The 25,236-nt window shown below is 51.6% G+C and carries 23 protein-coding genes; 1 reads left to right on the forward strand and 22 read right to left on the reverse strand.

The window, feature by feature from the left end:
- Nucleotides 1–6: 6 nt before the first annotated feature.
- The 10 genes from hfq to ndk form a co-directional block, all read right to left on the reverse strand.
- On the reverse strand, nucleotides 7–267 hold the full coding sequence (gene hfq, locus WBJ47_RS13655) for an RNA chaperone Hfq (protein WP_422243834.1): 261 nt from the start codon (nucleotides 265–267) through the stop codon (nucleotides 7–9).
- Nucleotides 268–412: 145 nt separating this feature from the next.
- Nucleotides 413–1,486, reverse strand: coding sequence for a histidinol-phosphate transaminase (hisC, locus tag WBJ47_RS13660; protein ID WP_422243835.1), 1,074 nt, complete (start codon nucleotides 1,484–1,486; stop codon nucleotides 413–415).
- Nucleotides 1,487–1,492: 6 nt separating this feature from the next.
- A complete protein-coding gene (gene der, locus WBJ47_RS13665) occupies nucleotides 1,493–2,893 on the reverse strand; it encodes a ribosome biogenesis GTPase Der (RefSeq protein ID WP_422243836.1) in 1,401 nt (466 codons plus the stop codon).
- A gap of 3 nt (nucleotides 2,894–2,896) precedes the next feature.
- Nucleotides 2,897–4,054 (reverse strand): outer membrane protein assembly factor BamB, encoded by a 1,158-nt coding sequence (gene bamB, locus WBJ47_RS13670; RefSeq protein WP_424585330.1) that lies wholly within the window; start codon nucleotides 4,052–4,054, stop codon nucleotides 2,897–2,899.
- A gap of 2 nt (nucleotides 4,055–4,056) precedes the next feature.
- On the reverse strand, nucleotides 4,057–4,689 hold the full coding sequence (locus WBJ47_RS13675; protein WP_422243367.1) for a YfgM family protein: 633 nt from the start codon (nucleotides 4,687–4,689) through the stop codon (nucleotides 4,057–4,059).
- Nucleotides 4,690–4,691: 2 nt separating this feature from the next.
- Nucleotides 4,692–5,984, reverse strand: a complete 1,293-nt coding sequence (gene hisS, locus WBJ47_RS13680; protein WP_422243368.1) for a histidine--tRNA ligase — start codon at nucleotides 5,982–5,984, stop codon at nucleotides 4,692–4,694.
- An 8-nt stretch (nucleotides 5,985–5,992) separates the two neighbouring features.
- Nucleotides 5,993–7,279 (reverse strand): flavodoxin-dependent (E)-4-hydroxy-3-methylbut-2-enyl-diphosphate synthase, encoded by a 1,287-nt coding sequence (gene ispG, locus WBJ47_RS13685; RefSeq protein ID WP_422243369.1) that lies wholly within the window; start codon nucleotides 7,277–7,279, stop codon nucleotides 5,993–5,995.
- Nucleotides 7,276–7,770: a helix-turn-helix domain-containing protein gene (locus tag WBJ47_RS13690; protein WP_422243370.1), complete on the reverse strand. Its 495-nt coding sequence runs from the start codon at nucleotides 7,768–7,770 to the stop codon at nucleotides 7,276–7,278. Before WBJ47_RS13690 ends, ispG begins: the two co-directional genes overlap by 4 nt.
- Nucleotides 7,767–8,933 carry a 23S rRNA (adenine(2503)-C(2))-methyltransferase RlmN gene (rlmN, locus tag WBJ47_RS13695; RefSeq protein ID WP_422243371.1) on the reverse strand — a complete coding sequence of 389 codons (1,167 nt, stop codon included), beginning with the start codon at nucleotides 8,931–8,933 and terminating at the stop codon, nucleotides 7,767–7,769. Before rlmN ends, WBJ47_RS13690 begins: the two co-directional genes overlap by 4 nt.
- A gap of 30 nt (nucleotides 8,934–8,963) precedes the next feature.
- Nucleotides 8,964–9,389 (reverse strand): nucleoside-diphosphate kinase, encoded by a 426-nt coding sequence (ndk, locus tag WBJ47_RS13700; protein ID WP_422243372.1) that lies wholly within the window; start codon nucleotides 9,387–9,389, stop codon nucleotides 8,964–8,966.
- Nucleotides 9,390–9,545: 156 nt separating this feature from the next.
- On the opposite strand from ndk, the gene WBJ47_RS13705 reads away from it, so the two are divergent.
- The gene (locus WBJ47_RS13705) at nucleotides 9,546–12,419 is read left to right on the forward strand and encodes a valine--tRNA ligase (protein WP_422243373.1); all 2,874 of its coding nucleotides are present in this window, start codon (nucleotides 9,546–9,548) and stop codon (nucleotides 12,417–12,419) included.
- Nucleotides 12,420–12,460: 41 nt separating this feature from the next.
- On the opposite strand, the gene trmD is transcribed toward WBJ47_RS13705, so the two are convergent.
- The 12 genes from trmD to WBJ47_RS13765 form a co-directional block, all read right to left on the reverse strand.
- Nucleotides 12,461–13,210, reverse strand: a complete 750-nt coding sequence (gene trmD, locus WBJ47_RS13710) for a tRNA (guanosine(37)-N1)-methyltransferase TrmD (RefSeq protein WP_422243374.1) — start codon at nucleotides 13,208–13,210, stop codon at nucleotides 12,461–12,463.
- A 9-nt stretch (nucleotides 13,211–13,219) separates the two neighbouring features.
- Entirely contained in the window at nucleotides 13,220–13,870 is a 651-nt protein-coding gene (rimM, locus tag WBJ47_RS13715) for a ribosome maturation factor RimM (protein ID WP_422243375.1), read from the reverse strand.
- Between the two features lie 32 nt (nucleotides 13,871–13,902).
- Nucleotides 13,903–14,163, reverse strand: a complete 261-nt coding sequence (rpsP, locus tag WBJ47_RS13720) for a 30S ribosomal protein S16 (protein WP_312853075.1) — start codon at nucleotides 14,161–14,163, stop codon at nucleotides 13,903–13,905.
- 66 nt (nucleotides 14,164–14,229) lie between these two features.
- Nucleotides 14,230–14,508, reverse strand: a complete 279-nt coding sequence (locus WBJ47_RS13725; RefSeq protein WP_422243376.1) for a sulfurtransferase TusA family protein — start codon at nucleotides 14,506–14,508, stop codon at nucleotides 14,230–14,232.
- A complete protein-coding gene (alaS, locus tag WBJ47_RS13730; RefSeq protein ID WP_422243377.1) occupies nucleotides 14,505–17,138 on the reverse strand; it encodes an alanine--tRNA ligase in 2,634 nt (877 codons plus the stop codon). Before alaS ends, WBJ47_RS13725 begins: the two co-directional genes overlap by 4 nt.
- A gap of 96 nt (nucleotides 17,139–17,234) precedes the next feature.
- Nucleotides 17,235–18,347, reverse strand: coding sequence for a prepilin-type N-terminal cleavage/methylation domain-containing protein (locus tag WBJ47_RS13735; protein WP_422243378.1), 1,113 nt, complete (start codon nucleotides 18,345–18,347; stop codon nucleotides 17,235–17,237).
- Nucleotides 18,347–19,018: a prepilin-type N-terminal cleavage/methylation domain-containing protein gene (locus WBJ47_RS13740; RefSeq protein ID WP_422243379.1), complete on the reverse strand. Its 672-nt coding sequence runs from the start codon at nucleotides 19,016–19,018 to the stop codon at nucleotides 18,347–18,349. Before WBJ47_RS13740 ends, WBJ47_RS13735 begins: the two co-directional genes overlap by 1 nt.
- Nucleotides 19,019–19,046: 28 nt before the next feature.
- Nucleotides 19,047–20,192 carry a hypothetical protein gene (locus tag WBJ47_RS13745; protein ID WP_422243380.1) on the reverse strand — a complete coding sequence of 382 codons (1,146 nt, stop codon included), beginning with the start codon at nucleotides 20,190–20,192 and terminating at the stop codon, nucleotides 19,047–19,049.
- Complete coding sequence (locus WBJ47_RS13750; protein WP_422243381.1) at nucleotides 20,179–21,894, reverse strand: ATPase, T2SS/T4P/T4SS family; 1,716 nt, start codon at nucleotides 21,892–21,894, stop codon at nucleotides 20,179–20,181. Before WBJ47_RS13750 ends, WBJ47_RS13745 begins: the two co-directional genes overlap by 14 nt.
- Entirely contained in the window at nucleotides 21,891–22,208 is a 318-nt protein-coding gene (locus WBJ47_RS13755; protein WP_422243382.1) for a hypothetical protein, read from the reverse strand. Before WBJ47_RS13755 ends, WBJ47_RS13750 begins: the two co-directional genes overlap by 4 nt.
- 88 nt (nucleotides 22,209–22,296) lie before the next feature.
- Nucleotides 22,297–23,616 carry a hypothetical protein gene (locus WBJ47_RS13760; protein WP_422243383.1) on the reverse strand — a complete coding sequence of 440 codons (1,320 nt, stop codon included), beginning with the start codon at nucleotides 23,614–23,616 and terminating at the stop codon, nucleotides 22,297–22,299.
- Nucleotides 23,617–23,618: 2 nt separating this feature from the next.
- Nucleotides 23,619–25,229 carry a hypothetical protein gene (locus tag WBJ47_RS13765; RefSeq protein WP_422243384.1) on the reverse strand — a complete coding sequence of 537 codons (1,611 nt, stop codon included), beginning with the start codon at nucleotides 25,227–25,229 and terminating at the stop codon, nucleotides 23,619–23,621.
- Nucleotides 25,230–25,236 lie beyond the last annotated feature (7 nt).

Here is a 25,236-nt window from a genome sequence, read left to right on the forward strand (position 1 = left end):
GCTTGCTTATTCAGCCTCTGCTTCAGCTGAGGCATCAGTCGAAGCGTCAACAGGTAGACTCACGGCGCGTGCTGGCACAACCGTGGAAATCGCGTGTTTATAAACCATTTGCGTGACAGTGTTGCGTAACAACACGACATACTGATCGAAAGACTCGACCTGGCCTTGTAATTTGATCCCGTTGACCAAGTAAATTGACACAGGAATGTGCTCTTTACGTAGTGCATTCAAGAAAGGATCTTGCAAAGTTTGCCCTTTATTGCTCATTGGCAGGCTCCATATATTGTTGTAGGCGACTCCGCATCGTGAAAGATTTGCTGCGATGCGGCGCCAATGATTACACTGTACAGGGTTTTCCCTTGGGATGCTAGCAATTGAAACTTTTAGTTACCAAAAGATCTATTACGTTTGATTAACTCAAAATTAATTTGCATGCTTCCAGCAGTTTTGAACAATCATCATCTGTACCGACAGTGATGCGTAAATACTGATCAATGCGTTCTTTTTTAAAGTGACGAACGATAATATTTTTTTCACGTAATGCTGCGGCAAACTCAGCACCATCGCGTGCGGGATGTTTAGCAAAAATAAAATTAGCGGCTGAGGGCAGAACTTGGAAACCGAGCTGCTCCAAGCCTTTTGTCATCACACCACGCGTACGAACGACAGCATCACGTGTTTGTTCAAAATAAGACTGATCTTCAATAGCCGCAGTCGCTCCAGCAAGCGCCAGACGATCCAGAGGGTACGAATTGAAACTATTTTTAACTCTATCCAAACCCTGAATCAGGTCTGCATGACCCATGGCATATCCCACGCGCAAGCCAGCTAAAGAGCGCGACTTAGACAAGGTATGAACCACCAGCAAATTGGGGTACTTGTTAATCAAACTCACTGCGCTTTGCGCACCAAAATCTACGTAAGCCTCATCCACCACCACCACGACATCTTGGTTGGCTGCAATGATTTTCTCAACGGCGTCTAGAGAGTGGGCAGCTCCCGTCGGCGCATTGGGATTCGGGAAAATAATCCCGCCTACCCTTCGATCGCCCTTGAGATGAAGATAATCGTCCACACAAATTTTCAGGTCATCATCCAGCGGCACAGTTTTGAACTGTATTTCGTACAAACCACAGTAGACTGGATAAAAACTGTAAGTAATATCCGGAAATAAAACAGGCGCCTCATGTTTGAGTAACGCATGAAACACGTGCGCAAGGACCTCATCGGAGCCATTACCCACAAATACTTGTTCGGGTGATAAATGAAATCGCTTTCCAATGGCTTGGCGAAGCTCAAGCGCGGTGGGATCAGGGTACAAGCGCAAACTGTCGTTTGTATGAGCCTGAATAGCCTCGATCACTTTTGGGGAGGGACCATAAGGGTGCTCATTGGTGTTGAGCTTGATCAGATTTTGTATACGAGGCTGTTCCCCAGGAACATAGGGATCAAGCTTGGCAACCAAACTATTCCAGTAACGACTCATGACAGCTCAATTATCGGCGTAAGGGTTGAAAGACGACTTAAACTCAATGCGCAAAGGCGTTCCGGCTAACTCAAAGGCTTCGCGGAACCTGTTTTCCAAATATCGACGATAAGGATCAGCGATAGCATCCAAGGCGTTACCATGCACAATGATAAGAGGAGGATTTTGTCCTCCTTGATGAGCGTAGCGCATTTTGGGTCTGAAAATACCTTTGCGCGGTGGGGGTTGTTGCTCAACAGCCGCTTGTAACTCGCGCGTCAAACGTGGTGTCGACAATTTGGCAAATGCTGCAGCATGAGCTGCATTGACGGAGCGTAAGACGGTATTGATTCCCTGACCGCGCAACGCGGAAATCGTATGCACTCGTGCAAAAGAGAGAAACCTTAGCTTGCGGTCAAATTCGCGCTGAATCCTTTCGCGCTGTTCGCTATCCAGACCATCCCACTTGTTAATCGCCACAACCAGTGCGCGACCCGTTTCAAGAATAAAGCCAGCGATGTGCGCATCCTGTTCAGACACCTCATGCTGGGCATCGATCATCAACAGAACGACGTTACTTGCCTCAATCGCCTGTAAAGTTTTAATCACAGAAAACTTTTCGATCGCCTCAAAGACCTTACCGCGCTTGCGCAAGCCAGCAGTATCAATCAAGGTGTATTGCTTGCCCCCTCGATCAAACTCGATTTCGATCGCATCACGCGTGGTGCCTGGCATGTCAAACGCAATCACGCGCTCTTCGCCCAACAATGTATTGATCAGCGTAGATTTTCCAACGTTTGGACGACCAACAATCGCGAGCTTGATGCGATGCTTGAGTTCTGGCGCAGCCACCTCGCCTTCGACCTTCAGTGCGTCCGCTGAGGGCTCTGCGTCATCTGCGTCAAACTCAGGTGCTTCTACAGCAGGCTCGCCTAAACCCTCTAGCGCATGCTCAATCAGATCTGCGATACCGTCTCCATGCGCAGCTGAAATCGCAACCGGCAAGCCTAAACCCAGCTCATGAAACTCTGCGACCGCGCTTCCATGAGGCATCCCCTCTGCTTTGTTGACACACAAAACAACGCGCTGCCCAAGTTTGCGAAGAAGGCGAGAAATATCATGATCATGCGCGTTTAAACCCGCGCGTGCATCCACCATGAAAATAACCACATCCGCTTCCGCGATAGCCTGTTTAGTCTGGCGGGCCATCTGGTGCAAAATGCCCGTTTTAGCGATTGGCTCAAAACCGCCCGTATCGACAACAATAAATGGGGTCTCACCGACACGTCCCTCACCGTAGTGCCGATCCCGTGTCAAACCGGAAAAGTCAGCAACCAAGGCTGAGCGCGAACGCGTCAGGCGATTAAAAAGTGTGGACTTGCCCACATTAGGGCGTCCCACCAGAACAACGACAGGTTTAACAGACACGAATTATTTCAACGCCAACATAACTAGGGCACCATCACCCGTTTGAACAAGCACGCCCTGCGGCGTGGCCAATAGCGGCGAACGAATAGCGCCACCGCCAACAGAAACTCGGGCAAGTAAATGCCCATCTTTTTGTGCCAAAAAGTGAACGAAACCTTCGTAATCACCAACTGCAACTGTGGAAGCTACGGCTGCCGGGCTAGTGAGTTTTCGGTTTTTCAAGGCTTCTTGGGCCCAAACAGCAGAACCATTTTGAATATTTAACGCCGTCACAACATCAGTCTGATTGGGTGCGTAAACGTGCAGTGTGTCCAGAGCCAAGCCTACCAAGGAAGAAAAGTCCTTGGCCCAAGCAGGACGTCCACCTGCGGCGATATCAAAACAGACAATTCGTCCTTGGTAAGACACCGCACACATCAGCTGACCCAGAACAACAGGGGCACCTACAACGTCAATCACTCGCTCAAGATCGGAGGAGCCTTTGGGGATGGCAACAGTACCCTCCCATTGAACATCACCGGAGACAGCGTTAATGCCGATCAACTTTCCGCCCGGAATGGCACTGATGACTAAACCTTCAATCATGACCATTCGTGCAGCAGCCCGAAGCGTGAGTGCGGGGCCAGGTCGCTGAACACTCCAAATACGATCGCCCGTTTCAGCATTGAATGCCTGAACGCGATAGTCGCCGCTGCGCACCACCACGACACCGTAGCCGACCACAGGGGGAACTGAAACGTCACTCGTCGCTTGGGCACGCCACTTGACCTGACCAGACTCATCCAATGCAACAACCGCCCCCTCACGGGTCACAACAGCAGTCACCTTGCCGTCACTCCCCGCGCCTGCTGAAAGCTTTTTGTCTACCATTGCTCTCCAAACGATACCGCCCGTCTGGAGATCTACTTTAACGACTGCGCCGTCAGGAGTTGCCGCATAAGCAGCACCATTGACAATAGAGGGCGCAAAACCGAGTCCTGAACCGCTACCGACCTGCGTCTTCCAAGCATTTTGCACAGCAACTTCAGGCAAAACCGCTGTTAACGGTGCCGGTTTGTATCGATCATCACTGCCGCCGAATAAGCTGCAGCCCGCAAGGGTTGCTGACGCAAGAAGGACTGCAGTGACCCGAAACAGACCTGTTGAAATAGTGTTCCGCATCCTTAGCCTCCCAGCGCATCAAGCTTGAGCTTAACAATTGGTGTCAATGGATTTGTCGCGCCGAGCGTTCCAATGGCTTCGTTCCAAGCCTTTTTAGCCTCAGCGGGTTTCCCTTGGGCAGCAAGGACATCACCACGACGGTCCGCAAACAATCCCTCAAAAGACGGTGGAGCGTCCTTGAGTTGAGCCAACGCTAATTCGTATTCTTTTTGATCAAGGAATAAGGCAGCTAAACGCAAACGGGAGACAGGTACTAACGCTGCATGCTTCGTTTGTGAAAGCCATTCGAGCTGAGCACGCGCACCTGACAAGTCTTTGCGAGCCGCCAATGCAGAGGCTGCCACTAAGGCCCCACGGGCGGCGTAATCAGTTGCGGCATATTCGCTACGCAAGGTTTTCATGGCGGCGTTAATGCGAGCAACCGACTCCTCGCCCTGTGAACGCCCTGCCTCTTCAAGTGCTTCGAAATAACCGCGCGCCTGAGAAGACTGATGCCCCTCGTACCATTGCCATGCTCTCCAGCCGCCGACAACGGCTGTGGCGATAATTAATACAGTCAACACTAAAGTGCCGTACTTGTTCCACCAGGCTTTAATCTGGTCTAGTTGTTCTTGCTCGTCGAGATCGTAAGCCATGCCTAATTAACCTTATCTTTCAAAAACAACACTAAATGATCGAGCGGCACTTGTTGCTGTGAGAGCGCCTCGGATGGCTGCTCAACACGTAACATTTTGACCGAGGCTACGCCAGAAGCGAGCTCATCGTCCCCAAGAATAACCGCAATCTGCGCACCACTTGTGTCCGCACGCTTGAATTGCGATTTAAAACTCCCCGAACCTGCATGCACAATGGTAGAGATACCCATATCCCGCAGGCCCTCCGCCAACATCGCAGCGCGGCGCTGCGCACTTTCCCCTTGATGGACAAAATACACCGCACATTCGGCCTTTGGCGTCTCTGGCTGGTACTGCCCCCACAAGTCCATGAGCCGCTCCATACCAATCGCAAAACCCACAGCCGGCGAAGGCTTGCCACCCAGCAACTCAACCAAGCCATCATAGCGGCCACCGCCACACACCGTTGCTTGAGCACCCAGCTTATCGGTTATCCACTCAAATACTGTGAGATTGTAATAGTCCAACCCTCTCACCATTCTGGGGTTGATTCGATAACTGATGCCTGCGTCATCCAGCCGTTCGCAAACGCCAGCAAAGTGCGCGCGCGAAGCTTCACCCAAAAAATCGAACAACTTGGGTGCTGAGTCGGCCATTGCCTGCATCGCAGGATTTTTGGTGTCTAGAACACGCAACGGGTTGGTGTACATGCGTCTTAGCCCGTCCTCGTCCAGCACGTCCTTATGCTGTTCAAGATGCGCGATCAACGCTGCTCGGTGTGCCGCCCGCTCCTCACCCTGTCCAAGGGAATTCAGCTCAAGATGCACGTCTGTAATCCCCAAGGCCTTCCAGAGACGCGCCACCATCACGATCAGTTCAGCATCAATGTCTGGACCAGATAAACCAAGGGCTTCAACGTCAATCTGATGAAACTGACGATAACGCCCCCTCTGCGGACGCTCATGCCTAAACACTGGCCCCATCGCATATACACGTTGCGGACGGTCGTACAACAAATTGTGTTCAATGGCTGCACGAACCATGCCAGCAGTGAACTCAGGGCGCATCGTCAAAGACTCACCATTGAGTGAGTCAGTAAAGCTATACATTTCTTTTTCGACGATATCGGTCACCTCGCCAATCCCGCGCGTAAACAATCGTGTGTGCTCAAGAATAGGGGTACGCATATTGCGGTAACCGTAATCAGCCAACCAGACGCGAACGGCTTGCTCGAGCTGCTCCCAGCGTGCACCGTTACCGGGCAATGCATCGTTCATCCCGCGAATCGCGGTTACCTTGGAAAATGCTTGTGTCATAAATAAATTTATCTCGCGTGTGCGCCGTAGCGGCGTGCGACGTAATCCTGAACAATCTTTTGAAACTCTTCGGCGATATAGTCGCCTTTGAGGGTAACGGTTCGCTCACCATCGACAAAAACAGGAGCCGAAGGCACCTCCCCCGTGCCAGGCAAACTAATTCCAATATCAGCATGTCGGCTCTCACCTGGGCCATTGACCACGCAACCCATCACCGCAACATTCATTGACTCCACGCCGGGATATTGATTTTTCCATGCAGGCATTTGATCTCGCAGATATGTCTGAATCCGGTCTGCGAGTTCTTGAAACACCGTGCTGCTGGTGCGACCACAGCCAGGGCATGCAATCACCATGGGCGTAAATGCCCGTAAGCCCATCGTTTGCAAAATCTCTTGCCCTACGATGACTTCGCGCGCACGATCGCCACCAGGCTCTGGCGTCAGAGAAATCCGAATCGTGTCGCCAATGCCTTCTTGGAGCAAAACACTCAACGCTGCTGTTGAGGCGACAATGCCTTTACTTCCCATGCCAGCCTCAGTGAGACCGAGATGCAAAGGATAGTCGCAGCGCGAAGCCAAATCACGGTAAACAGCGATCAAATCCTGTACGTGACTGACTTTGCAAGAAAGAATAATGGCATCACCAGGCAAGCCAAGCTCTTGGGCGCGTTCCGCATTACTAATCGCAGAAACCACTAAGGCATCTCGCATGACGGCCCTACCATCGCGCGGCTGAGCAAGCTTGACGTTATCGTCCATCATGCGCGCGAGCAGTTCGTGATCCAAACTGCCCCAATTAACACCAATGCGAACTGGCTTTTGATGGCGACACGCCACTTCAATCATCTGAGCGAAGTTATCATCACGCTTTTTTCCGCCACCCATGTTGCCAGGATTGATGCGATATTTAGATAAAGCCTGAGCACAGTCCGGGAACTGAGTCAGCAATTTGTGGCCGTTATAGTGAAAGTCACCGGCTAACGGCACTGAAATACCCATGCGATCCAGCTGCTCACGGATCGCGATCACCTCACGGGCTGCCTCAGGCGTATTGACCGTAATCCGCACAATCTCAGAGCCGGCTTGGGCCAACTCTTTGACTTGGATCGCCGTAGCAATCGCATCAGCCGTGTCAGTGTTGGTCATGGACTGCACCACCACGGGTGCATTCCCACCAATGAGTACTTTTTGATCTCCCCAAACAACAGCAACCTGTCTTGTGCGGTGCCGAGCGAGAGGTCCGATCACTGAATCAATTGTTGAGGCGAAGGGGGATGTAGAGATCTGACTCATCGAAACAAGGCCTCAACCCAGTCCGGCACCCATGCCGCTGGCACCAATCCTTGCCAAATCGCAACGCTTAACGCAGCCAGCACGACCAGCAGGATTAAGACGAGCCATGCCCAAGGGCCGGAATGAGGCACATGCTCAACATGATGAGCACCTAATGTTCGAATCGAAGTGTGATTCGCAATGCCACCCTCAACGCTACCAATGCGTGATTGCAGAGCCGACTCAAGAGATCTAGGGTCGATCCCTAATAATTTTGAATAGCTTCTGACCATACTGCGAAGTCCCAGACCTTGGGGCAAACTATCATAGCGCTCAGACTCCAAGGCTTCGATATGGCGCGCGGCGTACTTGAGTCGTACAGCGACATCTTCGATTGAAAAGCCTTTGGAAACACGCAAGGCTCGCAAGGAGCCTGCCGAGGTGATGAGCTCCGTTGGTGCGGGTGCAGACTCTGTTCGCAAAGGACTACTCAGATCTAACTGCTCGCTCATGCACGCGTCTCCTTGATCGGAATCATTTTTCTTGAGGCCATTTTTTCACTCAGATTGGTGCGGTCTTTGACTTCGCCGGCCAGTTGGCCGCATGCTGCGTCAATATCATCACCGCGCGTTTTGCGCACAGTCGTCACAATGCCGGCATCCATTAAGTGCTGCGCAAATATTCTAATTCGGGCGGCAGAGGAGCGTTGCAAACCAGAAGCAGGAAATGGATTAAAAGGAATCAAATTGAGCTTGCAGTTGACTTGGCGCGCGATATCAATCAACTGTTTGGCGTGCGCATCGCTGTCATTGACGCCATCTAGCATCACATATTCAAAGGTGATGAAATCCCTCGGTGCAAACTCAAGATAACGTTCGCATGCAGCAAGCAGCTCTTTGAGAGGGTATTTTTTATTTAAAGGTACCAGCTCATCCCGCAAAGCGTCGTTGGGGGCATGCAAAGAAACGGCAAGTGCAACAGGACAATCCTGCGATAGCCGATCCATCATGGGCACTACCCCAGAAGTCGATACAGTGACTCGACGCCGCGATAAACCATAAGCGTTATCGTCGAGCATCAGGCGCAAAGCCCCGAGCACCGGCTCATAGTTTAAGAGGGGTTCGCCCATTCCCATCATCACCACGTTGCTAATGAGCCGCGTATCGCTGGTGACAACTGTTGCATGCTCGGCGCCGGAGGACTGAATGCGGGCAGAGTCAAGGTCTTGCATGAGCTCGTGACGGGCCCACCAGAGCTGACCGATGATTTCAGCAGTCGTCAGGTTTCGATTAAATCCCTGATGTCCTGTCGAGCAAAAGCGGCAGGCGACATTGCAGCCTGCCTGACTTGAAATGCAAAGGGTGCCACGATCATCCTCGGGAATGAACACCGACTCAATCGCGTTACCCTGCCCCACATCGAACAACCACTTTCTGGTGCTATCCGAGGAGCGATGTTGGCTTAAAACCTTTGGTGCAAGGACCACACAAGACTGAGAGAGTTGCGCGCGAAAATCGCGCGCAAGATCTGTCATGTCGTCGAACTGACTCGTCCCACGCTGGTGCACCCACTTTTGCAATTGCCGGGCACGAAACGGCTTGCCCCCCCACTGACCCACTAGTTGAGTCAGTGCTGGAGCGTCGAGCCCAAGCAGATTGATCGGTTCAGGTTGCATGCGTAATGTGCCACGAGTCAGACAGCCAAATTAACGGCTGTGGATATTGATTTCAGGGAAAAAGAAAGCGATTTCAGCCTGAGCAGTCTCAGGAGCATCAGAGCCATGAACAGCGTTGGCGTCAATGCTGTCTGCGAAATCAGCACGGATCGTGCCTTTTTCAGCTTTCTTGGGATCAGTTGCGCCCATCAGGTCACGGTTTTTCTGAATGGCGCTCTCGCCTTCGAGGGCTTGAACAAACACAGGACCGGAGATCATGAAATCAACCAGGTCTTTGAAAAATGGACGAGCACTGTGAACAGCGTAGAAACGCTCAGCATCAGCACGCGACAGATGCATCATGCGTGCGGCGATGACTTTCAGGCCTGCGCCTTCAAAGCGGGCAATAATCTGACCGACGACATTTTTAGCGACGGCATCAGGCTTAATAATGGAAAGAGTACGTTCGACTGACATGTAAAACTCCAATAAATCTCAATAAAAACAGGGACTTTGCTTGTGCTGACCCTAGCCCATGATTCTAGCACGGCACATCTGGCCACAACACCCTAAAATAGAGCGTTATTCGCCAACTGGCGACGCCCTGCGACCCAACTTTATCCGGATATTTGAATGAATCAGCCTAATACCACTCTAGACGGGGAACTCTCCAAAAGTTTTGAACCTGCAACGCTTGAGGCGCGCTGGTACCAAGAATGGGAAAAACGGGGTTATTTTGCCGCTGGCCAGCATACACAGGGCGGCCCTGGCGATGGTATCCCCTACGCCATTCAGTTCCCTCCCCCGAACGTGACGGGAACCCTTCATATGGGGCATGCTTTTAACCAGACCATTATGGATGGGCTCGTTCGTTATCACCGCATGCTCGGCCATGACACCGTATTTGTCCCAGGTACCGATCACGCAGGAATTGCCACACAAATCGTTGTCGAACGTCAACTTGATGCTCAAAAAGCGTCGCGTCATGATCTTGGTCGCGAAAAATTCATCGAAAAAGTCTGGGAATGGAAAGAGCTCTCCGGCAACACGATCACCAGCCAAGTGCGTCGCTTGGGCGCCTCCGCAGATTGGCCGCGCGAATACTTCACCATGGACAAGCAAATGTCGGCAGGTGTCGTTGAAACCTTTGTTCGACTTTACAAGCAAGGTCTCATCTATCGCGGCAAACGTTTGGTCAACTGGGATCCTAAACTGCTCACGGCCGTTTCAGACCTCGAAGTGCAATCCGTAGAAACCGATGGTCATCTCTGGCATATTCTTTATCCCTTCGTGGACGGTCCACAAACTATCACCCACGAGGATGGCACTCAAGAAACGCTCCGCGGCATGACGATCGCAACCACGCGCCCCGAGACGATGCTTGCTGACGGCGCGCTATGCGTCCACCCCGAAGACCCACGCTACCAGCATCTTGTTGGGAAATTAGTGGATCTTCCGCTTTGCAACCGTCAGATACCGATCATTGCAGATGACTTTGTGGATCAAGCCTTTGGAACAGGTTGCGTCAAAATCACCGGTGCGCATGACTTTAATGACTACGCATGCGCCATGCGACACAATTTGCCATTAATCGTGATCTTTACGCTTGATGCAAAAATCAACGACCAAGGTCCAGCGCAGTTTCATGGTTTAGATCGTTACGAAGCACGCAAGGCCGTTGTTGCTGAACTGGAGGCGCAAGGCTTCTTGGTTAAAGTCGATGCACACAAAATGATGCAACCCCGTGGCGATCGCACAGGTGAGGTGCTTGAACCCATGCTGACAGACCAATGGTTTGTCGCGATGAGCAAGCCCGCCCCCGCTGATACGCTGCATCCAGGCAAAAGCATTACCGAAGTCGCGCTCGAAGTCGTGGCAAACAAGGATGTCGAGTTTTTCCCCAGCAATTGGACCACGACATATAACCAATGGCTCGAAAACATCCAAGACTGGTGTATCTCCAGACAGCTTTGGTGGGGTCACCAGATTCCTGCCTGGTATGCCCCAGACGGTCAAGTCTTTGTCGCACACGATGAGAGCGATGCGGTCCAGCAAGCGCAAGCAGCGGGCGTTCAAGGTCCACTCACTCGAGATCCAGATGTACTGGATACGTGGTTCTCCTCTGCGCTGGTGCCCTTCACCACCATGGGCTGGCCAGAAAAAACGCCAGACTACGAGCGTTATCTCCCCTCAAGCGTCTTAGTGACGGGTTTTGACATTATCTTTTTCTGGGTAGCTCGCATGGTCATGATGACCACGCACCTGACCGGCCAAGTGCCGTTTAAACACGTGTACGTGCATGGCCTGATCCGGGATGCGGAAGGCCAGAAAATGAGTAAATCAAAAGGCAATACGCTTGATCCCGTTGACCTGATCGATGGTGTTGACCTCGAAACCTTAGTCAAAAAACGAACCTTTGGCTTGATGAATCCCAAGCAGGCCGGTGCGATTGAAAAGGCGACTCGCCGTCAATTTCCTGAAGGTATTCCAGCTTTCGGGACTGATGCGCTTCGCTTTACGATGTCTGCTTACGCGACTCTGGGACGAAACATTAATTTTGATCTCAAACGCTGTGAGGGCTACAGAAACTTTTGTAACAAACTCTGGAATGCCACTCGCTTTGTGTTGATGAATACCGAGGGTCAAGACATGACCGAGGTTGACGCAAGCGCTCAAAGTTTCGTGGACAAATGGATCATCAGTAAACTACAGCAACTTGAACTGGATGTTGCCAAGGGCTTTGCCGACTATCGCTTCGATAACATCGCCAATGCGCTCTATCACTTTGTCTGGGATGAGTACTGCGACTGGTATCTGGAGTTATCTAAAGTACAGATCCAACAAGGCACACCTGAGCAACAACGCGCCACAAGACGCACTCTGATCCGCGTGCTCGAGGCCATCCTCAGACTGATGCACCCGATCATGCCATTCATTACAGAAGAGCTCTGGCAAAAAGTCTCCGTTGTCGCCGGCAAGAGATCGATAGATGCACAATCAAGCATCTCTATACAGCCATTTCCCCAAGCCAATCTGGATGCGATTGATACGCAGGCATGTGCCCAGGTAGATCTGCTCAAGAGTCAAATCGAAGCTGTGCGCGCGTTACGTAGCGAAATGAACTTAGCACCCGCCACTCGCGTTCCTCTCATCGCCGAAGGCCCACAAGAAATGCTGCATCAGCACGCAGCCTATCTTGCCGCACTTGCCAAACTGTCAGGTGTTGACGTTGTCACGACCTTGCCTGATGACGGGGCCCCTGTTCAAGCGCTAGGTCAAACACGTCTGATGCTCAAGGTCGAGATTGATGTGGCCGCTGAAAAAGTACGTTTAGACAAAGAGATTGCCAGACTCGAAGGTGAGATCAATAAAGCGCAAGCCAAACTCACGAATGAGTCCTTTGTTGCGCGTGCACCTGCTGCTGTTGTCGAACAAGAGCAGCAACGTGTTGTTCAATTTGGAGAAACACTGATTCAGGTTAAAGCGCAGCGCGCAAAACTGAAGTAAGTCAATTGAATTTTAAATAATACGTGATCAGTTTGGTGTTGTTATTTTTTTAAACTGGCCAAGAATTTTTCATCATTCTTGGTCAGTAAGCCCTGCTTCCTGGCGTGTTCCAGTAGATCGGGACGATTGTTAGCGGTCAGCTCAAGTGATCGCTCCCGTCGCCAACGCGCAATATTTGCGTGATTGCCTGATAGTAAAACGGCTGGCACAGGCTGATCCCAACAAACCTCAGGACGAGTGTAATGAGGGCTGTCTAAAAGACCTGAAATAGAATCTTGAAATGAGTCCTGCAATGAAGAGTCGCCATGATTTAAGGCGCCAGGCATGAGACGCACAGCTGCATCAATCATCGCCAATGCAGCAATCTCACCGCCAGATAATACAAAATCACCAAGTGACCATTGCTCATCCACGCATTCGTCGATGAAACGCTGATCAACGCCTTCGTAGCGACCACACACAAAAATCGCACCCGCAGAGCTTGCAAGACGAGCAGCATCTGACTGACCAAAACGTTTACCAACTGGTGACAACAGAATGACAGGTGCTGGATGCTGACGGTCCGCCTCAATGGCGAGCAAAGTTTGCTTGAGAGGCTCTGCCATCATCACCATGCCGGGTCCACCGCCATATGGCCGATCGTCGACGGTCCGATGCGCATCATGCGTAAAATCACGGGGATTCCACGCGTGAAGTGACCAAATGCCTTGATGATGTGCCCGACCCGTCACGCCAGAATCACGGACAACGCCCAATGCATCTGGAAACAAAGTGATGACGTCAATGCGCATCACAAAAACCTAGAGATCGAGAGGCCAGTCAGTTTCAATCCGTCGCGCCACGATATCAACATGTTGAACATGCGCGGCAACAAAAGGAACCAAAACCTCTTCGGGACGACCTTTCACATCAAGGACTGGCTCAGGCGAATGACCTTCTGATGGCGTTTGATCCCCATCAATCGTCAGGCGAATCACACGCAAAATGGCATGTGCACCGTTATCAACCACCTCGGCGACTATTCCTACCAATCGCGCATCGCTATACACATAGCAATTGACAAGGTCGACCCAATAAAACTCGTCTGCCTGTGCTTTGGGGAAATATTGTCGAGACACATAAACTGTGTAGCCGCGCATCGACTCAGCTAAATCTCGATCACCCACATGCTCGAGGTCAGCCACAACAGTCGACCCTTGAGGGCGGACTTGCTTGACGGCATGAGAACGAAGTTTTGGTGAACGAGCTGTAGCATCGAGCCCAGAGTTGGGTGAAGCATGTGAAGCAGGCGGAACAGGTGGTGCTAACCACCAGACAGGCGCAGCACGCAAGACTAAGCCTTGTGCTGAATGCGGCTGTATTTTGACCCAACCCCGCACACCGTAGGCTGACACGATACGACCTAGTTCAACTAGATCGTCTGGCGCTAGTTGCGCGCCTATGTCAGCCATGGCTGTGACCCGGAGTCAGTCAAACGTCTTGATTAAGCCGCTGTTGCGACTTTTGCAGAGAAGTCTTTGACCAGACGAGCAACGGCTGGAGACAACTGTGCACCCACTCCGGTCCAGTACTGGACGCGGTCAAGTGCAATGCGAAGACGCTCTTCGTTTGCATTTGCAACTGGGTTGTAAAAACCAACGCGCTCGATAAAACGACCATCACGGCGATCACGGGAATCGGTCGCAACGAGGTTATAAAAAGGACGCTTCTTGGAGCCGCCACGGGCCAGGCGAATCACAACCATACGTAATCCCTTGAAAATGTTCAATAAAGTCCATGAGTATAGCACTAAACAGCAGAACAACACTGTTTATTTCAACCGGCGCTCCAAATAATGCGTGACGTGGTCGACTTCGTCGACCTGTGCCAACAGTGCATTACCCGTTTGTTTGCAAAAAGCCTGAAAATCTCGCACCGCGCCTCGGTCAGTCGTGATGACACGAAGCACCTCACCTGCAACAAGCGTAGCCAACGCTTTTTTGGCACGCAAAATTGGTAGTGGGCAGGCAAGCCCGGTGGCGTCTACGGTTTCTTTAAACGCGGGAGGGGTTGCTTCGTGCTGATCGCTCAACTGGTCAGACATACTCATTTAGCTTCAATCCAAGGTTTGACGCTTGCCAGACTCGCAGGTAATGCGCTCAAATTGGTGCCGCCACCCATTGCCATATCCGGACGTCCGCCACCTTTACCACCAATCTGACCCGCGACAAATCCAACCAGATCGCCCGCTTTGATCTTGCCTGCCAAGTCAGCCGTCACACCCGCCACCAAACTGATTTTTCCATCAGTCGAGGCCGCTGCAAGCAACACAACCGCTGATTTAAGTCGGTCCTTAATCTGATCGACCATTGATCGCAAGTCCTTGGGATCCACACCTTTGACTTCAGTGACCAAAAGCTTAAAGCCGGCAGGCATCTCAATCGCTGCGTCTGTCAAAGCATTGCCAGCATTGGAAGCGAGCTTGGCGCGTGCCTGGTCCAGATCTTTTTCAACAGCCTTGAGCTGATCCTGTAACAAGACGATCCTGTCAGGCAACTCTGCTGGCTGCGTTTTCAAGGCTGTCGCAGCACGCTGAATAGTGGCATTCAGATTTTGAACCCACGCCAAGGCATTCGATCCTGTCACCGCCTCGATACGTCGGACTCCAGCAGCTACACCCCCCTCGGAGATCACCTTGAACAAGCCGATATCACCCGTTCGCGACACGTGCGTGCCACCGCACAGCTCTCTTGAAAAACCGATATCCAAGACGCGCACGCTATCACCGTATTTCTCGCCAAACAAAGCCACTGCTCCGCCCTTCACCGCATCGTCATAAGACATCGTTTGGGCAACAGCAGCCTGATTCTTTAGGACCTCAGCATTCACGATCGATTCGACACGCGCAATCTCGTCTTCAGTCAATGACGCATCATGCGCAAAGTCAAAGCGCGTTTTATCCCCATCCACCAGAGAGCCGCGCTGCTGAACATGTCCGCCCAACACCTCACGCAAAGCCTTATGCATCAAATGTGTTGCGGAGTGGTTTCGAATAGTACGTGCGCGCTGCTCCGCATCAACCGTCGCGGTGACAACATCGCCCACCGATAGGGTGCCAGAGGCAAGCCGCCCATGGTGTCCAAACACCCCAGGCTGAATCTTTTGAGTATCCAAGACTGCAAAGCTTGACGCTTGGCCAGACAAGCTGCCAGTGTCCCCAACCTGACCACCAGATTCAGCGTAAAAAGGTGTCGTGTCGAGCACAACGATGGCCTCTTGGCCCGCCCCAACAGACACCACAGAAGCGCCACCGACATACAGCGCCAAGACCTTGCCTGAACGCTGAAGATGCTCGTAGCCTTCAAAAATAGTCTGGGCGCCTGAGTAGGACAACCCCTCCGCCATTTTGAACTTACCCGCTGCACGGGCTTGATCCCGCTGCCGATCCATCGCGACATCAAACCCAGCTTGGTCCACATCAACACCACGCTCGCGACAAATATCCGCTGTTAAGTCAACAGGGAATCCGTAAGTGTCATACAACGTAAACAATGTGTTGCCGTCCAAGACCTGCGCTTGACCTTTTGAGGCCGCTGGCAAGGCTGTGAGCGCTGCATCCAAGATCTTCATGCCGTGCTCAAGCGTTTCACCAAAGCGCTCTTCTTCTTGACGGAGTACCTGCTCAACACGCGCTGCGTTCTTGGCCAGTTCAGGATAAGCCTCACCCATTTGCTGGACAAGGTCAGGCACCATCCGATAGAAAAATGGCTTGGTTTGACCTAATTTGTAGCCGTGGCGCAATGCTCTGCGAACAATGCGACGCAGCACGTAACCTCTACCCTCGTTGCTCGGAATCACTCCATCCACGACAAGGAAACAACACGCACGGATATGGTCTGCAATGACCTTGAGGGAGTTGTTTGAGAGGTCTTGGCAACCCGTCTCGCGTGCTGCGGCGGCAATGAGCGCCACAAACAAATCAATCTCATAATTGGAATGTACATGCTGCAATACAGCAGCGATGCGCTCAAGCCCCATCCCAGTATCTACGCATGGCTTGGGTAACGGTGTCATATTGCCAGCCGCATCCCGCTCAAACTGCATGAACACCAAGTTCCAAATCTCAATATAACGATCACCGTCCTCTTCAGGCGAACCTGGAGGCCCACCCCAAATATCTGCGCCGTGATCGAAGAAAATTTCCGTGCACGGACCGCAAGGGCCCGTATCCGCCATCTGCCAAAAGTTATCCGAGGCGTAACGTGCACCTTTGTTGTCACCGATACGGATAATCCGCTCAGGGGGCACGCCAATTTCCTTTTCCCAGATACCGTAGGCTTCGTCGTCCTCTTGGTAGACCGTCACCCAAAGTTTTTCCTTAGGCAGTCCATACACACCCGTCAACATTTCCCAAGCAAAAGCGATCGCATCGCGCTTGAAATAGTCACCAAAACTGAAATTGCCCAGCATTTCAAAAAATGTATGGTGACGTGCTGTGTAACCCACGTTTTCCAAATCGTTATGCTTGCCACCTGCGCGAACACTGCGCTGCGAGGAAGTTGCACGCTTGAATGGGCGGGAGTCTTTGCCCGTGAACACGTCCTTGAATTGCACCATCCCTGAGTTGGTAAACAACAGGGTCGGATCATTTCCCGGCACCAATGAAGACGAAGGCACAATCGTATGCCCCTTGGACTGGAAGAATTGCAAGAATTTCTGGCGAATTTCGGTCGTTTTCATCGTGCGGCATCAAATAAGAGAAAAAGACGAGCGGGGTAAGCAAGAGCCCCCCTCTCAGGCTAGTTTTCGATTATACGGGCTGAAGTCCAGCCCACCCTATCCGTCTGAGTTCAGGCAAATATAAGTATAGAAATCGTTGTAAGAGTGGCGCGGGTAGGTCCAAAACGATACCAGTTGTGCACGGTAGCCAGGCGGACAACTACAGTCGCCTGTCATCGGGTTACGGCGATCAATCGTCACCTCGTCACGCACATTGCACCCAAAACCTACTCGTTCAATATAGAAGCCCCCTCCACTTTTGGCACTACTTTTCCACACACCAGCCTGACACACTAAAAGCCCACCTGAACTTGACTGCGCCAATAGCCCAGGCGCGTCGCAGGGTGCGCCCTGAGCTTCAACCGCAGACGTTTGCAAGTGTCCTGCGCTGCTGATTCGACCTGTCGCAAAAATGCCTGCATTTGAGGATATTTGCCCAATCGCGCGAATTTCCCCACCGGTGGACATCCCTGCCTCCGCCATTAAACTGCCCGCAAGACTCATGTTGGCGGCCAAGCGAACGTCGCGTTTCTCGCCTTGCCTCAAAAAACTGGCCTGGGCGCTTGAGTCATAAAAACTGGATAGAACAATTGAACCCACAGGCAGAGTCGGTAAATCCATCGCGGGCGGATTAGGCAGATCAATGTTTGGACCGCGCACGCGCTTTGGAGACAATTGCGACACAATCGCGCCACGCCCATCAAATGAGGCCAATAATTTCCCCAGTCGCGTCAGATTTCCCGCCCGATTACCTTGTGAAGCCTGCGGAATGGCCACTGTCAGCGCCTCGAGTTTGCAACCTAGGGTTAAACACAACCCAGTGGGTTTAAGCACTCGAATAGTCACGTCATATTCCAATGGTGCACGCAATGCAAACCCCGAGGGCAAATGCCCCGCACGAACCAACTCAGCAAGCGTTGGACGCCAAATGTCCTGATAATCTGTCGAGGATGACACAGAAGCTGACAAGCCAGTCAACCCGTCCGCCTGACGCACTAACATTTGGTCAACAGAAGCCTTGACTGTCACTAACCACCGCCCCAAGGCCGCGGAGGCCACATCCTCAGTCTGATTGACCCATGTCGATGCAGACCACACGCCGATCAAAGAAGTTACTGCAATGACAACAATCAATTCAAACAATGAAAAACCACGCTGCAATTGCCTCATCAGCGAATGACAAATTCAAACACGTTACGATCTCCGTTCAGGCACTGAGCGTCGGCCAATAGAGGGTTGTACGCAGCAACGGGTTGGTGCAAGCTATCTTTAACCGTCACTGGCCCTGCTGCACCTGAAATTCTGACAACGTCTGCGATGCGTTGCAAAATCGAGGCAAGCCCCGGGCATGCCGCATGATTCACATCATTTAACGTGAGCAAAAAAGCAGAACCGAAAGGTGCGCCAGACAGTGCGTATGGCGCAATCCGCACTACGCCACGGCCAGAGACGCCTGGACCGCCAAGACCGTGCGCAACGTCAGCTCCCGCCCCTTCACCAGAAACTGCCACCACACTTGAACCTCGCAAAGAGTTTGCCAAGACCCGGGTATCAACGCTTGCATAAGGACTTGCACCGAAACCATGTGTCGTCACCTTGAGGCGCGCAACAAAGCGCTGCAATTCCTCTGCGACCCGAGGCACTTTACTTTCGACAACATAGCCCTGAATGGCAGGTATTCCAACAATTGCAAGCAACATCATGATGGTGGTCACAATCGAGATTTCAATCAAAGAAAATCCACGCTGTCGGTGAAGGGATCGCGCAAAATTTCCACACAAAAACACATTGCGCTCTGAGGAAAATCTCTGAGTGTTAAAAAAAGAGAGGGCTAAAAACATTGTGAACAAATCCTTGAAAAAGGGATGATTAACGGGAGGAATACAGGCTTAACCCTTGCCTAAGTTCTTCGAATACCTGCGCATGCCAAAAAGCAACGCCTAAAACAATCATCAGTGACAGGAGTAATGCGCCCCAACGCAAGTACACCGCCTGCGTCCGGATACGCTTAAGTGCGTAACGCTCCGTTCTGAGACGCGCACGATGCAACGCCTCATCTAGCCCAAGGGTTTGAATCAAGTCCGTGAAATACCACCAGATCTCTGAATCAATCAATCCAGTGTCCAGCGCATCCGTGGCATGAGCGCCCAAATCCAATCGGGTCACCATGGTGTGCAGGTGTCCTGAAAACCATGGAGTCGCTCCCTGCATCTGTAATGCAATGGCATCACGTAAGCGAGTTCCTTGGCTCCCTCCTGGGGTAAGCGTCACTGCGAGCAATGACACAAACCTGACGGTTTGCACGCGCCGATAAAAGGCCCAGGGACTAAACTTGTCTGCAACATCACGCAACGATCCGGTCCAAGATGCGAACGACCAAAGCACAGTGAGTGCGCAAAAGAGCAAACCAACCGTCACAACAGGCCAGGCTGATTTCAAAAAGTCTGCCGTCGCAAACAGGCTTTTTGTCCATCCGGCAAAATACTCGGCGGGCACTGCTGCAAAAACCTTTTGAAGATGCTTTGCCGAAAAAAAAGGAATCGACAATACTGAAGCAAGCGCAACCAATAATCCCGCCAGTCCAGCAAATGCTGTTGTCAACAACAAACTGTGCGCTCCGTCAATTAACCTGACGACCCCAGCAAGCTGCCTGAAGGTTTTTGTCAGCGCTTGAGATCCAGAATACTGTGCGGACTGAATGGCAAGGAGGTCCTCAAGCGGTAGAGTGCCACTCCAGGTAGAAAATAAATCTCCTCCTGTCTGGGGAAATCTTTCGAGCCAAACGCGTGACAACGCTCCGCGTGGACTTGAGGCGGTATATCTGGATGCATCATCATAAAAAATATTTTGAAGCGTTTTCGTTCCAGCCGTTGAGTCCATGACATCCGCCAAGTACTCGTAGTAATCAGCACGCTGAGTCCGAAACGAAATCGCAGCAAATAGCACCCAAGATTTAAACCAGAGAGCCTGCAATTCAATCAGTCGCAATCCACGCATGCGTTTAAATTGGAACAAAAGCGGGCCTCATGGCAAGACTCTGCACACCGAATACCTGTTCGACAGTTCTAGGATCAACAAGACCATTCCAGACCTTGTACAGCGCGCATTGCTGAGCACTTTTCCCGGTCATATCAGCATCGAACAGAGCACTGCGCTGACGCTGTTCAAACCAACGGTGCATGCGAAGCCCGTCGTTTGCTTTTAAGTCTCTTAAAAAATCAGGTTCCTCGGAGGGTGCAATCATCTCGGCCGCTACTGTGCGACCCGAAGTGCCAATCAAAGCTGTCAAGCCATTCGCACACTCCGGGCAACCACGCTCAGAGCGAAACCTCAACCGGGATCTGGGTAGTTCGGCTTGCTCTTCCAGTGAGGCAACCCATGACTCATACCAATACGCAGAACGCTGTTGAGAGAGTGCGCAATGCCACCGAGCGCTTGAAGCGACCTGTTCATATGTTTGTGCACACCCCTGACAAAGCACAGGTAAAAGACACTGAAACACCAATAACTTTAAAATCCCTGGTGTTGCCAACAAGTCTCTTGGCACGCCAATAAAGCTTGAGGACAAACGCTCAGGCACCCAGAGTGCAGAGCCCGAGTGAACCGTTGTGTAAAGACTGACCCCTGAGCCAGCCAAATCTGCAAAGGCACGACCGCCCGCCATATCTCTAATTTCGCCAATCAACAAATCATTCATGGCAGAACGTTTGAATGCCTTGAGCTTATTATCGAACACACTTAATTCGTTTTCTTCCAAAGATCTAGAGACGGTATTTTGTAAAGCATTTGGAATGAAATACTCGGCTGGATCTTCGAGAGTAATGATTTTTCGATATGATGGAATCTCTCGCATGAGTGTTGCAAGCGTGGTGGATTTGCCCGAGCCTACTGTTCCAGCTAAGACGATTGCGCCCCCCTGCGTCAAACTCGCCCTGCGCAAAGCAGTAATCTGAGACGTTAAATAGCCCAAGTCTGATAGTTCAGGCGTCAAATCAGTTGAATCAAGCACCAACAAACGCAAACACACCGAACATCCTTGGTCGGTTGCGAGCGACGCCCATCGCAAGCAAATCCTCTGCCCATCTAATTCACGCGTCACACGCCCCTGTTGCTCCACCGTTGGGTCAAAAACCGCACCGTTCCCTCCCTCCACATCCATCCATGTCACGGCCAGCATCGCAAGCATTGTCGCGGTTGGGATATGAGCAAAGCGATCGGGGCATACATATCTCCCGTCTATCGTAAACATCACGGGCGAGTCGCTCTGCATCCGTTTGACATTGAAGTGAACGTCACTCGCACGATGACGAAGCGCCCAAACAATAATCGAATTCAATGCTTGAGCAAGTGCGCCTCCATTAGCCGCTGGATCTGAGGATGGAGTCGTCCCTAATAAAGAGGTTCGCACGGTTTTTGTCACTGCGATCAACAATGCGGGAGACAATATAAACAGGGGCGTTGGATGAAGACGGTAATTTCGTTTTTTCAATAGTTGCAAGAGGGCTGCAGTCTGATCGTCATGATAAAACTCGCCCAAGACAAATACGCCTGCAGTCCCATCCGTAAACAAAACAGGGCACATACGGGCAACGAGACTAAGAACCTCCAAGTCTTTGCTCAGGGTTCGCATCAGCGGAGGAGCCATTTGATCCAGCTCGCCTTGCGTTCTTATTTCTGATGGCATCCTCTCCATCGTGCGCGCGAATAACCCGCTCATGGAAGAATCTGCCCTAAACAAAGAGTTTCTGGATTTTCGTGCTTTTTAAGGTAAATACACGGTGGAGTAATTCGGTCTAATGTGTAAGAGGTAGAACGTCCAGAGATCGCCTGAGTGTGTTTGTTTTTGAACACGTGAGGTTCGGCATCAATCAGTACCTCTGCGCTTAATGACCGACCCACGCCATAAATGGCGAGGAGGACATTCTCTGTTGAATGCGCTATGACCGGCCCAGGCGCTAACATGGGGCCCACGATTTTTTTACGTGCTGCCAATAACGCAGCCTGTGTGTCGAGTTGGAGCAACTCCTCCACGATATTGGGCTCCTGTGACTGAGCACATATGGGGAGCAATCCTTGAGCAGCGAGTAATGCCACGCTCAGTAAGGATGCAGTGTGTCATTTATTCATTTGTTTCAAATACCTCTCCCGTCAAACTCATCGTTAACTCACTGCGACTAATTCCCTGTCCAACTGGTTCACCTAACTCAAGTTGCAATCCGCGCCAACGAATGGGGACTGTCAGTCCTTTAAGTGCGGACATTGAACGCAAAGGACCTTTGATCGCAATGTGTCTACGTATCAACGGTTTTAAGTGAGCAGGACGCGCTAAAGGCGCTCCTTGGCTGCTGATCGGTCCAGCCATATTGATGAGTGATCCTGTTCCAATTTGGATAGAATCAAAGACCGGCGCCACACCTTGCAAATAACTCAGCCATTTTTTTAAGGGCATAGAAGCTGCAACAGGCTTGAAGTCACTTGCTGCGCTCAGCACATTCCAACGCAACACTCCATGTTCAAGATCCGTAAACTCTGCTTCCCAACCCGCTGGTTTCGCTGCGTCTAAATGCTCGCTCAAGGCAAGCCTTTTGACGCGCTGATAACGCGCGGCGCAATGCCAATCCATGCGCAGAGGTTCACACATAATCTGTTTGAGTTTCCACCCACCGGGGGTGAGTGGTGCCTGATTCCAGGCTTGGATGACGCGAAATAACTGTTCTGGCTGATGGATGGGGTGCATCAATGCAAAGGCGTCATACACTTGCTGCCACAAAGCGTCGCCATTCTCTTCCGGAGGGGGTGGGGTCGGCTCAGATCCTCCACCTCCAATTGCCAAAAAAAGGCCCCCTATCAGCACGGCCATGCAGGCCGCTGGAATGCTGAAGTGTCTAGTACCCGAGACCTTTTGAAGGCGAGAGTGTAAATTTATACCTCCTGAAAGCCAGTCCGGTAAATTGTCTTGATTGAGCTCCGGCGATCTTAAAATTTGTATGTTTGGAAAGCGTGCAGTCAGAACGCTGAGCGCATCCTCTACATCAGCTAAACACGCATACCAACGATCAGTTTGTGCCAAGACCAACCCTGAATTGACTGCAACGAGCCAGTATCCTTTGCTTGGCATCAAACTCACCGCAGCGACAACACCCTCTTGATGTGTCAAAGCAAAGATTGCTGCGGCCGAATGAAAAGGTTTCGAACGCTCTATTTGAGCACCAACATTCTTTGCTCTTTTGTGAATGATCCCACACCCAACAACGGCTGCCAGTGAACCTGCCACCAAATAATGGGTGGCTTTAAGTGAGCGCGCCCGACCTCGTCCGAGCTTAGCTGGAAGCCCCCCTACAAGAGGCGTCCAATCTAATCCAAAGACAATCTCTACTTGCTGTGGATGACTCCACACCACTGTGCCAGGCATTCGGCACGACTCAGTATCGTTTGTCATGCTTAGAGGCCCTCTTCTACCTGTGCGGTCACCATAATCAACGTTGCAGTTCGCGATTGTTTGGCACGATTGGCACCTCCAAACAGCATTGGGGTCTCCGGGGTCAAACGGTTCTGTTCCGACTCATTATGAGTAGAGTCAAAACCAGAGATCAGCATTGGTTGTCCTGTCTGAAGGGCTATTTGCTGAACGGTGCCATGTCCATCAATCGTGATTTGCTGAATTTGCAACTGACTGCCAGGGTCACCCACCACAACAGACTTCAAAGGCTGAGCGACGGTATTGTCATAGGCCACTGAAAGTAAAACTTGTCCGTTTTCTTGAGCATCAGGAACGAGGGTCAAAAATGCCCCGACAGTTTCCTCTTTTTGACTGACAGTGACTGAACCCACCCCGCCTCGCGTCGACGAAAGAGACATCTCAGCAGCCTGCGTCGACTTGACTTGATCGATATAAGAAAAAGTCGTTCTCACTGCATGGGTGACGGGTCGACGATTTAATGTCAAAACGGGAATCGTCACGTGACGCAATACCGTTCCATACTTAGAGAGCGCTCTGAGTACCGCCTGGCTTCGCATTGCGGTCGAAGGCAGAACGCCCAATTTTGCAGTCGCACCAGCAATCGGGGCGCCCGCTAAAGTACTTGAGAGCGATGCGGCAATTTTTCCGTGCTCCCAAAGAGAGTCCCAATCCAAACCGAACTCAGCATCCTGATGTGTCACGAGGGTAATTTCCTCGAAAATCAATCGGACCCGTCTAGTCAGAATTCGATTTTCTCTTTCTAAATATCGTGCAATCTCACCAAGGACTTCTGGCGTATCCGTCACAACAATGGAGGTCGACGCACCCGGTTGAGCAGCGATGATCGCAGCGCGAGTCAGAAAGGGCTCAAGCCTCTCTTTGATCGCAAGTAATACATGCTGATCGGAAGCGACCAAAGACGTGCGCGATGAGTTATCAAAACCACCCGTCTTGCTATTGGCGGTTCGACCGAGCCGTGCGTCTGCATGTGATGACAATGTCAGTGCACGCACATCGAAGACACGCGTCTCTGTTCGATAAAACTCAAGCGCACGATCGTGATATCGCCACAACACACCTAACCGCCTGGACAAGATGTCCAAGACTTCTGGCAAGGGCCTTGGACCCATTGGGAACTGAGCCGCATTGGCTGTCGTATCTGGAGTTTGAGCAGTCGCTGTGCTGAGGCGAGGTAAAAAATGATCTGCGGGCAAAAACGCCTCTGGTTTAATTCTGACGGGAATACCAGTTGCTTGCGTAATACGCTCTGCGAGGATCGACAGATCAACCTTGCCTTGGCGATACATCAAAGTCGTGTCGATGGTTGATCTGAGGGCGGGCGGCAAAGTCACCTCTCTGCCTAGTGGAACGGCACGACCCATCAGCCAGGGCTTGGCTACATTTTGTGCTTGAACTCTCGTGTGTGCCGAGCGTGTGAGAGACTCAAAATTTTCTTTTTTTTGATCAATGAGGCTGCCGGCCTCTTTCACCCGCGCCTCTTGCTGTTTGATGCGGTGATCTAGGGTGCAACCAGCCAGAGAGACGAAGGTGATCAACACTGCTGCCTTTGTGCAAACGCTCAACAGGCTCATGTCTGAA

This window comes from Zwartia sp., from assembly GCF_049655405.1.
In the GTDB taxonomy this organism is placed as follows: domain Bacteria; phylum Pseudomonadota; class Gammaproteobacteria; order Burkholderiales; family Burkholderiaceae_B; genus Zwartia.